Annotated in this window: 14 protein-coding genes and 1 pseudogene; 8 read left to right on the top strand and 7 right to left on the bottom strand. The window is 69.8% G+C overall.

Going from position 1 to position 10,866, the window contains the following annotated elements; all coding sequences use genetic code 11:
• Positions 1-86: 86 nt before the first annotated feature.
• A complete protein-coding gene (locus ACFYOB_RS27560; protein WP_388563863.1) occupies positions 87-878 on the top strand; it encodes an ABC transporter permease in 792 nt (263 codons plus the stop codon).
• Between the two features lie 24 nt (positions 879-902).
• Here ACFYOB_RS27560 and ACFYOB_RS27555 read toward each other — a convergent pair whose 3' ends face one another.
• On the bottom strand, positions 903-1,352 hold the full coding sequence (locus ACFYOB_RS27555) for an SRPBCC family protein (protein WP_388563861.1): 450 nt from the start codon (positions 1,350-1,352) through the stop codon (positions 903-905).
• A 14-nt stretch (positions 1,353-1,366) separates the two neighbouring features.
• The gene (locus ACFYOB_RS27550; protein ID WP_388563859.1) at positions 1,367-1,789 is read right to left on the bottom strand and encodes an SRPBCC domain-containing protein; all 423 of its coding nucleotides are present in this window, start codon (positions 1,787-1,789) and stop codon (positions 1,367-1,369) included.
• 106 nt (positions 1,790-1,895) lie between these two features.
• Here ACFYOB_RS27550 and ACFYOB_RS27545 point away from each other — a divergent pair, with 106 nt between their 5' ends.
• From ACFYOB_RS27545 to ACFYOB_RS27535, 3 genes are all read left to right on the top strand, one after another.
• Positions 1,896-2,216: an ArsR/SmtB family transcription factor gene (locus tag ACFYOB_RS27545; protein WP_388563857.1), complete on the top strand. Its 321-nt coding sequence runs from the start codon at positions 1,896-1,898 to the stop codon at positions 2,214-2,216.
• A 16-nt stretch (positions 2,217-2,232) separates the two neighbouring features.
• Entirely contained in the window at positions 2,233-2,670 is a 438-nt protein-coding gene (locus tag ACFYOB_RS27540) for an SRPBCC domain-containing protein (RefSeq protein ID WP_388563855.1), read from the top strand.
• A gap of 121 nt (positions 2,671-2,791) precedes the next feature.
• A complete protein-coding gene (locus tag ACFYOB_RS27535) occupies positions 2,792-3,274 on the top strand; it encodes a DUF6924 domain-containing protein (protein WP_388563853.1) in 483 nt (160 codons plus the stop codon).
• A 69-nt stretch (positions 3,275-3,343) separates the two neighbouring features.
• Here the strand turns inward: ACFYOB_RS27535 and ACFYOB_RS27530 are convergent, their stop codons facing one another.
• The 3 genes and pseudogenes from ACFYOB_RS27530 to ACFYOB_RS27520 all read right to left on the bottom strand — a co-directional run bounded on the left by ACFYOB_RS27530 (position 3,344) and on the right by ACFYOB_RS27520 (position 5,704).
• A complete protein-coding gene (locus ACFYOB_RS27530; RefSeq protein WP_388563851.1) occupies positions 3,344-4,375 on the bottom strand; it encodes an alpha/beta hydrolase in 1,032 nt (343 codons plus the stop codon).
• A 245-nt stretch (positions 4,376-4,620) separates the two neighbouring features.
• Positions 4,621-4,734: pseudogene (locus tag ACFYOB_RS27525) on the bottom strand (winged helix-turn-helix domain-containing protein); the annotation flags it as partial.
• A gap of 4 nt (positions 4,735-4,738) precedes the next feature.
• A complete protein-coding gene (locus tag ACFYOB_RS27520) occupies positions 4,739-5,704 on the bottom strand; it encodes a hypothetical protein (protein WP_388563849.1) in 966 nt (321 codons plus the stop codon).
• Between the two features lie 68 nt (positions 5,705-5,772).
• On the opposite strand from ACFYOB_RS27520, the gene ACFYOB_RS27515 reads away from it, so the two are divergent.
• A complete protein-coding gene (locus tag ACFYOB_RS27515) occupies positions 5,773-6,012 on the top strand; it encodes a hypothetical protein (protein ID WP_388563847.1) in 240 nt (79 codons plus the stop codon).
• Positions 6,013-6,493: 481 nt separating this feature from the next.
• Here the strand turns inward: ACFYOB_RS27515 and ACFYOB_RS27510 are convergent, their stop codons facing one another.
• Positions 6,494-7,150: a response regulator gene (locus tag ACFYOB_RS27510; protein WP_388563845.1), complete on the bottom strand. Its 657-nt coding sequence runs from the start codon at positions 7,148-7,150 to the stop codon at positions 6,494-6,496.
• Positions 7,147-8,286 carry a sensor histidine kinase gene (locus ACFYOB_RS27505; protein ID WP_388563843.1) on the bottom strand — a complete coding sequence of 380 codons (1,140 nt, stop codon included), beginning with the start codon at positions 8,284-8,286 and terminating at the stop codon, positions 7,147-7,149. Before ACFYOB_RS27505 ends, ACFYOB_RS27510 begins: the two co-directional genes overlap by 4 nt.
• A 162-nt stretch (positions 8,287-8,448) precedes the next feature.
• Here ACFYOB_RS27505 and ACFYOB_RS27500 point away from each other — a divergent pair, with 162 nt between their 5' ends.
• From ACFYOB_RS27500 to bla, 3 genes are all read left to right on the top strand, one after another.
• Positions 8,449-8,940 (top strand): DUF6326 family protein, encoded by a 492-nt coding sequence (locus ACFYOB_RS27500; RefSeq protein ID WP_388563841.1) that lies wholly within the window; start codon positions 8,449-8,451, stop codon positions 8,938-8,940.
• 336 nt (positions 8,941-9,276) lie between these two features.
• Positions 9,277-9,672, top strand: coding sequence for a hypothetical protein (locus ACFYOB_RS27495; RefSeq protein ID WP_388563839.1), 396 nt, complete (start codon positions 9,277-9,279; stop codon positions 9,670-9,672).
• 217 nt (positions 9,673-9,889) lie between these two features.
• On the top strand, positions 9,890-10,804 hold the full coding sequence (bla, locus tag ACFYOB_RS27490) for a class A beta-lactamase (protein ID WP_388563837.1): 915 nt from the start codon (positions 9,890-9,892) through the stop codon (positions 10,802-10,804).
• Positions 10,805-10,866: the final 62 nt, after the last annotated feature.

Here is a 10,866-nt window from a genome sequence, read left to right as displayed (position 1 = left end):
CACACCCCCGACCTCGACGACGTCTTCTTCGCCCTGACCGGCGCTGCCGTGCCCGGTCAGAACAACCAGCCCAAGGAGGCTGTCCGATGAGCTCCTTCGCCCTCGCCGTGCGCGACTCCTCCACGATGCTGCGCCGCAACCTCCTGCACGCCCGGCGCTACCCCTCCCTCACCCTGAACCTCCTGCTCACCCCGGTCATGCTGCTGCTGCTCTTCGTCTACATCTTCGGCGATGTGATGAGCGCCGGCATCGGGGAGGAGGGGGCGGACCGGTCCGAGTACCTCGCGTATCTCGTCCCGGGCATCCTGATGCTGACCATCGGCGGCACCACGATCGGCAGCGCGGTGTCCGTCTCCACGGACATGACCGAGGGCATCATCGCCCGCTTCCGTACGATGGCGATCCACCGCGGCTCGGTGCTCATCGGCCACGTCGTCGGCAGCGTCCTGCAGTGCGTGATGAGCGTGGTCCTCGTCGGGGCCGTCGCGGTGGCCATCGGGTTCCGGGCCACGGATGCCACCGCCCTGGAGTGGATCTTGACTGTGGGCCTGCTGACGCTCGTCGCCCTGGCGCTCACCTGGATCGCGGTCGGGATGGGCCTGTCCAGCCCGAACGCCGAGGCGGCCAGCAACAACGCCCTGCCGCTGATGGTGCTGCCGCTCCTCTCCAGCGCCTTCGTGCCGGTCGACGCGATGCCGGGCTGGTTCCAGCCGATCGCCGAGTACCAGCCGTTCACCCCCGCCATCGAGACCCTGCGCGGCCTGCTGCTCGGCACCGAGATCGGCAACAACGGGTGGCTGGCCGTGGTCTGGTGCCTGGGGCTGGCCGCGCTCGGCTACTTCTGGTCCAAGTCCCTGTTCAACCGCGACCCGAAGTAGCGGTAGGACTCGTCCGGATCCGGCTCAGCCCGGACGGCGCAGTCGTAGCTCAAGGTCGCGCAGGTCCTTGGTGAGCGAGGAGCGGACCTTCCTGGCCATCAGGGGCTCGGCCAGCCGGTAGTGGCCGCCCCCGCCGCCCCGGACCCTGATGCGGGCGAGCACGCCGTCCGGACGCGGGTCGAAGGTGTAGGTGACGTGCATCGGCATCGGGCCGGCGACCGACACCATGTCCAGCAGGCGTTCCGGGTCGTAGCGGGCCACGCGCAGCACGTAGTCGATGCGCCTGCCGAGGAAGTACGCCGTGCGGGTGACCTCGGCGCCGACGCCGAACCCGCCCTCGTCCGCCTCCCGCGTCAGGGCCGCCTCGCGAATGCCCTGCGTCCACTCCGCGTCGTGGCGCCAGTCCATGGCGTACGCCGCCACCCGGCCGGCGGGCAGCGGGATCACCCGCTCCGCCGTCACGTCGATCGTCACGTCCGGGCCGCCGGTCAGAGGGTGAAGAAGGGCTGCGGGGTGCCCGTCTCGGCGTACTGCTTGAGGTGGGTCATCAGCTGCTCCCAGGTGCCGGCGGTGTGGGCGAGGCCGGGGTCGCCCTCCGCGAAGCCGGCGTGGCGGAAGTCCACCCGGGTGCCGGCTCCGTCCGGAGCGTCGGTGAGCTGCCAGGTGATGACGGTGCCGGTCCAATGGGGCGGGAAGACGCCGACCGAGGTCCAGCGGACCTCGTCCTGGTCCGCCCGGTCCCGGCGCAGCTGGAACGGCTCGGGGATCTCGGGGAAGTCGAACAAGAGGATCTCGTCGTTGCGGTTCACCCCGGTGGTCCACCAGCCGGTGAGGCCCTCGTGGGTGTTCAGCGCCTCGTAGACCTTCGTGCGGTCTGCCTCGATGTCGGCGTGGAAGGTGATCTCGGACATTGGGGGCTGCTCCTGATGCGTGGGGGGAGTGAGCTCTTCAATTTAGTCAACACTAAAATGACTCCCTCTTCGAACGCAAGCTGAAGCGCCGACTAAAATGACAGGCATGGATGCGGTACGAGCAGTCGCCGAGCCCAGGCGGCGCGAGATCCTGCGCCTGGTCTGGGACGCGGAGCTGTCGGCGGGCGAGATCGCCGAGCGTTTCGACGTGACCTTCGGCGCGGTCTCCCAGCACCTCAAGGTGCTCCGGGACTGCGGCCTGGTTACGCTGCGCCAGGACGGCAAGAAGCGCTTCTACCGCGCCGACCGCGAGGGCATGGGCCCGCTGGCCGACTACCTGCAGTCCATGTGGGCCACGAAGCTCGACACCCTCGCCGCCCTCGCGGAAGCGGCCGAGCGGAGCGAGGCGCGCGAGCAGAGCGAGTAGCCCGAAGGGACGCGCAGTGAACACGGACGTAGTCACGCTGGAGCGGCACATCGCCGCCCGCCCCGAGACGGTGTTCTCCTTCTTCACCGAACGCGACAAGTGGCTCGCATGGATGGGCAAGGACGGCGAGTTCACCTTCGAGCCCGGCGGCGCCTACCGGACCAACGTCAGCGGCGACAACGTCGCCGCCGGCCATTTCATCGAGATCGACCCGCCCAAGCGGATCGTCTTCACCTGGGGCTGGGCCGAGGGCGAGGTACCCGTACCGCCCGGCTCCAGCACCGTGGAGATCACCCTCGAACCGGTCGACGAGGGCACCCTGCTGCGCCTGACGCACCGCGGCCTCCCCTCCCCCGAGGCCTGCACCGCCCACGCCGAGGGCTGGACGCACTACATCCGACGCCTGGTGACATGGGCGGAAGGCGGCGACCCCGGCCCCGACGACTGGATGTGACCCACGACCCGCCGCCGGCTTCCGGGCCTCGCCTCGTCGTACGACGGTGTCCTGGCCGAACGCGAAGAGAAGAACGGCGCGGCCATGGTCGTGTCAGTGCCCTCGCGTAGCGTGCGTTGGCATGAGTGACCGTATGGAGTGGCCGGCGGACCGTGACAAGGACGCCGCGCTGATCATCAGGACCGACTTCGACGACGAGCAGGCATGGGCGGCCGTGAAAGCGGAGCTGATGAAGACCTGGGGCGAGGACGACGACTTCGAGCCGTACGTCCACATCGTCGACGATCCGAAGTGGAGGGGAATCACGCCCGCTGAGGCTCTCTCCGAGGCGTCCGCGCACGAAGAGCGCCGTAACGTCGTCTACCTCGCCGACCACACCTCGATGCGGAAGACCCCCGTCACACTGCTGGCGCTGTCCGTACTGACCAGGGAGCAGTGCGAAAGCGACGAGGAGTTCGAGGCGTACGGCGGCTCGTTCCGCGTGGTGCCGTACGGGATCCACGAGATGAACGCGAACTTGATGATCGCGAACCTGGACTTCGGTGATTTCGCGGACGTGGCCGAGGGTGATCCCGAGGGGGTCTTCCGAGGCTTTGGCGGGTGAAGCGCTCGACCTGAGTTCCAGTGGTCGCTCCTGCACCCGAACGGGCTGGGAGAAGCAGCCTCACCGGGGTCAACCGAGCTGCCGCCCCATGAAGTCCAGCATCCCCTCCGCCGCGACGGTCCAGTAGGACCAGCCGTGGCCGCCCGGCCCCAGGACGACCTCGGCGTCCACGGCGCGGGCCGCGAACGCCCTGCGCAGATCCTCGGTTCCCGGCAGGTAGTTGGTGTCCTCGGTCCCGCAGGCGAGGTAGTAGGGGGTGCGCCGGAGCCGGTCGGGAGCGGTGCGCCGGATGATGTCGGCCAGGTCGTACTCCCGGGCTCGGTCCGTCAGCCGGGCGGATCCGGCCAGGTCCCGGCCGAAGGCATGGCCGAAGAATCGGTTCCACTCCTCCATCGGCATCGCGCGGTAGCCCTCGTCGGTGAAGTGCGCCGTGCTCAGCCCGGCCGCGGCGCCGAACAGGCCCGGGTACCGCAGGGCGTACATCAGCGCGCCGTAGCCGCCCATGGAAAGCCCGGCGACGGCCCTCTGCTCGGCCCGGCCACCGATCCCGTGGGCCTGTTCGACGGCCGGGACGAACTCCTCGATGAACATGTCCTCGTAGCGCAGGGCGTCGCCGCCGGATCCCGCGTCGTTGATGTAGAAGCTCTCGTCCTGGCCTCCCCCCGACACGCCGGGGTCGCGCCGGGCGTCGGGCATCACGAGCGCGCACGCCGGGATCCGGCCCGCCGCGACGGCCCGCTCCAAGGTCGGCACGATGCCGCCCTTGACGACCCAGTCGGTGTGCTTCCCGCTCGCGCCGTGCAGCAGGAAGAGGACCGGGATCCCTCCGCCGGGGTGAGCTCCGCCCCGGGGCGCGGAGCTCACCCCGGCGGGCAGGTAGAGGCTGTACGGGACGTCCCGGCCGAGCAGTCGGCTGCGCATGGTCAGGTCGGTGCGCAGCGAGGCGGTCCCGGAGGCGGACGAAGCGGGCGGAGTGGAGGCCGGCGCCGGTCCCGGCACCCCGGGGCTGGCCCGCAGCAGGAAGGCCACGGAGATGACGGCCGCGACCGATCCGCCAACCCCGGCCGCCAGCAGGGAACGGCGCGCGGGACTTTTCACCATGGTTCCCTCACCGTTGCCACCGGATGTTCGTCTCGGCCGTCCTCCGCACGTGCCCGGCGGTCCGAACGCGGCGACACCCACGCCCGTGCCGGGTCAGCGAGCAGGCACTGCTCGTAGCCGGTCTCGGGTCCCTCGCACGGCCGGGCGTGGACAGGACCGAACACATCACACGCCCGGCATCCGCATCGAGGCAAGCAGGCACGCCGGAGGACCCACCGAGGTGATCACCCGGGCCTGTCGGTCAGTCAGCCGGTCGGCGCCTCGGCGATGCGGTAGCCCACCCCGGGCGTCGTCGTGATGACCGGCGGGCTGCCCAGCTTGCGGCGCGGCCGGCCCACGGTGACGGTCACCGTGTTGGTAGCCTCACTCGTCGAGGAAGAAGCCGGGCTTCCGTACGGTGAGGGATTCGGCCATGGCCCGCAGGTCGCTGTCGGAAACGGTCGGGCCACCGCCGGTGATGACCACGATGACGCCTTGGCGTCGCGCGATGTACCGGATGGACCCGTACCTGGACCAGCGCCAGGTTTCGGGGGCCACTTGTTCGCAGGGGGACGCGTCGAGCCGCGTGCCGCCGCTCTCGACCTCGCACGCGTCCGGAGGTGCGAAACCGGCGACCTGCGGTCCGACGGTCACCCGGACGCCGCGCTGTTCCCGGTCGGCGTCACTGGTCTTCACCGACGGCGGCAGCAGCAGATAGCCGAACGTGCCGCTGTACTTGTTGGCTTCCGGAAAGTACATCCGGTAGCCGCTCGCCTCGGGGGCCAGCAACGGGACTCGGGAAGCGGCCAGTTCCCGGAGCTTGTCCTCGGACACGCGGTGATCGCTGAGGGCACCGGTCAACGGCCACAGCAGCAGAAGGCCGGCGGCGAGCACTCCCCATCGTCTCGGGGAGCCGACGCCGGGAAGTACGAGGGCTGCCGCGGCCGCGTACACCGCGGCCAGCAGGACCGGCGCCGCGAATGAACCCAAGAGGCTTCCGCTCCCCGCCCGGGAGTACAGGAAGTCGACCACGACTCCCAGCAGTCCGCCCAGGAGGGCCACCCGCCAGGCGGGACGGACACCGGCCACACGCAGCGCCACCCAGCCGACCAGAGTGCCGACGAGCGGGATGACCGCGAGCATCAGGAGACCGAACCCCAGACACCCCCAGGGCTCCTCGCTCCGGCAGAAGTCGTCGAAGTCCCAGGGCAGTGTCGCCAGCAGGAGCCACGAGGCACCCAGCAGAGCGCCCACACCGGCGGGCCGGATCAACGGCCTGAGTACCTCGCGGCCGCGCCGCGTCATCCCGCCGCCGCCCCCGTTGCCGTGTTCCTCCACCGTCACGCCCATGCCCGTCGTCCCCCTCGATCAAGATCCATCCCAGCGACCCATCGTGGTGCCGCTGCCATGCTCACGCCATGAGTACGGGTACTCATTCGCCGAGACCCCTGACCCGGCGCAGTATCGACCGGCTGCCCTCGCGGCGTCTGACCGCGTACCAGGGCATCGGCGCGTTGCTCACGCAGATGCTCAGCCAGCTCGCGGCAGACACGGACCTCTACAAGGCGTCCGACGGACCCCGGCTGGAACGGGTCGTGATCGACCTGGAGTCCGCCGTGCTGTCCCACGCGCTCGACGACGTTCCCCCGTACTGGTGAAGGGGCGGTATTCCGACCTTGCACGATTCCCAGCCGGGGTTCGTCTGTGTGAGGCTGTGCCTTTGCCAGTTCAGGGTGCGGGGCTTGGTCGGGTCGTAGCTTTGTGTGCGTGTTGCCCATGCCGCGACCCCGTGTGTGGTCGCCTGGGCGGCCAGGGTCAGTCCGAGGATCGCGTACGGGGCCGGTCGGGTTTGCGTGTTGGCCATGTGCGTGGTGAGGGCTGACTCGGCGCCGAGAGTTCGATCCCGGTCGAGCCGGGTGCTGGGTGTCTTGGATGAGTTTGGCCCCACAAGGTCGTCGAGGCGTGCCGCGCAGCCGGCGCACGGTTCTCGCTCGCCCTCGCGGTCAGGGCTGGATCTCCGCCGAGATCGCCGAAGTCCCCTTCACGGCCTTGGCGTAGGAACTCCCGTCATCCCAGCTCAGCAGGCACCCCTTCTCGTTTCGTCGTCCACAGACCAAGTACAGCGCGGTGGATCCAGGTTCAGGCCCCCACCCGGCCGGTGTCGTACGCCCACATCGCGATCTCGACCCTGTTTCGGGCGCCGATTTTGGTCAGCAGGCTGGCGACGTGGGTCTTGGCGGTCGTCAAGCCGATGAATAGCTCGGCGGCGATCTCGGCGTTCGTGCGGCCACGGGCGACCAGCGTCAGCACCTCCTCCTCGCGTTCGGTGAGCGGCTCGATCGGTTGGGCCCGTCGGCTCGACGGTTCCCTCGCGGCGAGGGTGGCTAGCAGCCGCCGGGTGATGTTCGGCGCGATCAGGGCATCGCCGACGGCGGCGGCATGGACGGCCTGGACGAGCAGTGCCGGCCCGGCGTCCTTGAGCAGAAAGCCCCGGGCGCCGGCCCGGAGCGCGCCCTGGACGTACTCGTCGAGGTCGAATGTCGTGATCACCACTACCGCGATCGGGTCCGGGACGCCCCGCCCTGCGAGGAGCTTGGTCACCTCGATGCCGTCGAGCCCGGGCATCTGGATGTCGACCAGGCACACGTCGGGGCGGAGCCGATGCGCCAGCTCGACGGCGGCGTGGCCGTCGGCGGCCTGGCCGACGACCTCGATGTCGGGCTGCGCGTCAAGGATCATCGACAGGCCGGTGCGCACCAGATCTTGGTCGTCGGCCACCAGCACGCGTACCGTCATCGGCGTACCTTCGTCGGCATTTCGGCGTCGACCGTCCACCCGCCCTCGGGCGCTGGCCCGGCACGCAGCGTGCCGCCGAGCAGCTGCACGCGCTCGGTCATCCCCAGCAGCCCGAAGCCGTGGTTCACCGACCGTGCCGGGTCGATCTGTCCGTCGTCGGTCACGCGTAGTCGCAGCCTTCCCGCGCCCTCTACGACCCGGATCTCCACACGCGAGGCGTTGCGGGCGTGCCGCAGGGCGTTGGTCAGCGCCTCTTGCGCCAGCCGGTAGACCGCCGCGTCGACCAGGGGCGGAAGTTCGTCCATGTCATCTGGCAACTCTACGTCGACGACCGGGACCGGGGCGCGTCGGGCGAGGGACACCAGGTCGGCAACGCCGGGCTGGGGAGCGCACTCCGCCGGCGCTCCGTCGCGCAGCACCCGGACCATCGCCCGCATCTCCGCGAGCGTCCGCGACGCTTCCCCTTCGATGACCACCAGCGCCTCGAGCGCCGCTTCAGGTCGCTGCCCGGCCATCGCCCGGCCCGCCTGCGCCTGCACAGCGATCGCCGAGACGTGGTGGGCGACGATGTCGTGCAGCTCGCGCGCGAGGCCGACCCGCTCCTGGCTGCGGCTCTGGTCCAACGCCCGGCGCCAGCTCTCGGCGCGGTAGCGGAACGCCGCTCCGTCCGCCGCCGCCGCCAGGACGGCGAACCCGCCGATGACGTCGGCCGGCCTGGTGTAGTCGGCGACCGTACCGATTCCCGCAGCGACCGCCACCACCGCCAGCCCGATCACGATCTCGCGCCCTGAGCCCCAGCGGACCAGCGCGTAGACGAGCACCAGGACGTAGATCATCGTGTCGAGGCCCATGCTCGGGGCCCAGCCCAGCAGGCTCGCCAGTCCCAACGCCATCGCGGTGCCGAAGGCCACCACGACACAGGCCAACGGGTGAGTACGCCGCCACAGCAGCACCGGCGCAAGTCCGACCGCCACGATCGTCGCAAACGGCCGCCAGGCGACGTCGTCCCGGAGGACTCCTTCCAGCAGCGCCGTCACCATCAACACCCCGACCAGCACCCAGTCGCGCGACACCCGTTCGGGAGCGTCCGTGGCGCGGGGCTCGGCCCACAGCGAGCTCAGGGCGTTGTTGGTCACACACCCATCCTAGGGACCGCCGAGGCGTCGGGGACCGACCGAAAGAACGAGACGCCGCTTCTCCCAACGGCCGAGGCGGGTCCGGCCTCGACGCCGATGTGCCCGCCGCCGGGCTCAGCGATCGTGGGCCTACCAGTCCTCACCACAACAACGGAGCCTACGATGAGAACGCGTCAACCCACCACGACCGCACTGGAAAACCAGCGGATCCCGGTGAGAGCCAAGCTCGCCGCAGCGTGGACAAGCTTCATGTTCCTGTACGTCTACGTGGACATTCTCGCCTTCTTCAAGCCCGGCGTCATCGATGACATCGAGGTCGGCATCGTCTGGGAGTTCAACATCAGCCAGACGTTGTTGACCGCCTTCCTCGTGGTCATGGCGATCCCGATCCTCATGGTCGTGCTGTCGATGACGCTGCCCGCCCGGGCGAACCGCATCACGAACCTCATCGTGGCCTCGGTACAGGTCCCCTTCGCGGCATTCAACGCGGTGGGCGAGTCGTGGACGTACTTCTACGGCCTTGGCGTCGCACTGGAAGTGATCGTTCTCGCCCTCATCCTGCGGTACGCCTGGACCTGGCCCCGCACCACGCCGTCGGCGACCATGGCGACCAGCCCGGACCGTGAAACCGTTCGCGCCCAGCAGCAAGCGTGAACCCAGGAGCAGTCCCCGTCCTGTTCGGAGCCATCTGCCTCGGTGCCGCGGTGGGGGCCGCCTGGCGGTGGGACACCAACTACCACTGGGACGTCGCGTAGGGGCCTTCCCAAGGCCCCTACCGGCAGGTCAGGTTACGGATGCGCACACAGGCCCACCGCATCGTCGACACCGACCCCGAGCGCGGCAACGTCGTCGTCCGCGTCACTGGCCAGCTTCCCCACCTTCAACGACGCAGCCCACCATTTCGGCCAGATCGCCGCGGGCGACGGCGAGCGCGACCCCGACTCCTGGACGGCGGTCGGGGGGATCGGCGGCGGACGCGGCGCGGACAACATGACCTACGCCTACGCGATCTGCAGCACGGACGACATCGACCTCAAGCACGTCGCCACGACGGTCCACTTCACCGAGGTCAGCGGCCCGAACACGGCTTCCACGGGACAGACCGCGACGGCCCGCTGCTCCCGCGAGGAGGGGCAGCTGGTCAGCGGCGGCGCCGCGATCAGCGGTGGCAACGTGACCACGACCGACTTCAGCAAGGCGGCTTCGGGCGGCCCCCACCTCAACGGCAGCTTCCCGAGCGATGCCGCCGGCACCCCCGTCGGCCACGGGGGCTCCGACCCGTCGTACTGGACGGCGGCCTCCCACAGCGGCGGTTCGCCTTCCCCGGGCAGCTACTCCGACGTCTGGGCGCTCTGCCTGGACGTGCAGCACGGACACAAGCGGTAGCTCCCCCAGCATCTTCCCCGGAGCGGACCTCCTGCGCCAGGAGGGTCCGCTCGCTGCCGTTTCCGGCCACCCCAGCGCGCCGGCACTGCCCCGTGGCGTGCGCACTGTCACCTGGGCGAGCGCTCAAATCGCGCCAAATGAGACGAGAGTGAACTAGCAGGACGCCTGAGCGCGTCCTACCTCTCATATGGACCGCACCAGAAGTGGAGACCGGATCGTGGAATTCGCAGGAGCCCGCCCCACCCGCCGAGCCGTGCTGACCGTCGGAGCCGGCGCGGCGTTGGCCGGGATGACTCTCAGCGGCACGGCATTCGCAGCCGGGTCCGGGCGGGAGAAGATCGTCCGGCAGCTTCGCATTCTCGAACGGGAGCACTCCGCCCGACTGGGAGTGTTCGCACGGAACACGGCAACGGGCCAGACGGTCCTTTACCGGGCTGATGAACGCTTCCCGATGTGTTCGGTCTTCAAGACCCTCGCGGTGGCCGCCGTTCTTCGTGACCTCGACCAGGACGGAGAGTATCTCGCCAAGCGCATCCACTACACAGAGCAGGACGTGACCGATTCCGGATATGGGCCGGTCACCGGACTGCCCGAGAACCTGGCCCACGGAATGACCGTCAGCCAGCTGTGCGCCGCCACGATCTGCAAGAGCGACAACGCCGCTGCAAATCTCCTGCTGCGTGAACTGGGCGGCCCCCGTGCGGTCACTCGCTTCTGCCGGTCAGTGGGAGACGGCACCACCCGGCTCGACCGCTGGGAGCCCGCCCTGAACTCTGCGGAGCCCGACCGCCTGACGGACACCACCAGCCCGCGCGCCATCGGCGAGACGTACCAGCGCCTGGCCCTCGGCGACGCACTCGCACCCCGGGACCGGGAACTTCTGATGGGCTGGCTGCTGGCCAACACGACCAGCACGGAACGCTTCAGGGCCGGCCTGCCGGCGGATTGGGCCCTTGCGGACAAGACCGGCGGCGGGAAGTACGGGACCAACAACGACGCGGGCATCACGTGGCCCCCGCAGGGTGCGCCCATCGTCATGGCCGTCCTGACGACCAAGAGTCAGCCGGACGCCGCGGCGGACAACCCGCTGGTGGCCAGGACCGCTGAACTTCTGGCAGGGGCGCTCGCCTGACAGCCGAACAGGCCGGCAGGTGGGGCCGCAGCTTCTGACCACGGTCAGCAGCTGCGGCCCCA

The sequence above is a fragment of the Streptomyces sp. NPDC006463 genome (assembly GCF_042870715.1).
In the GTDB taxonomy this organism is placed as follows: Bacteria; Actinomycetota; Actinomycetes; order Streptomycetales; family Streptomycetaceae; genus Streptomyces.
Note: the sequence above shows the minus strand (reverse complement) of the source record. Positions and strands in the feature narration are given on the sequence as shown.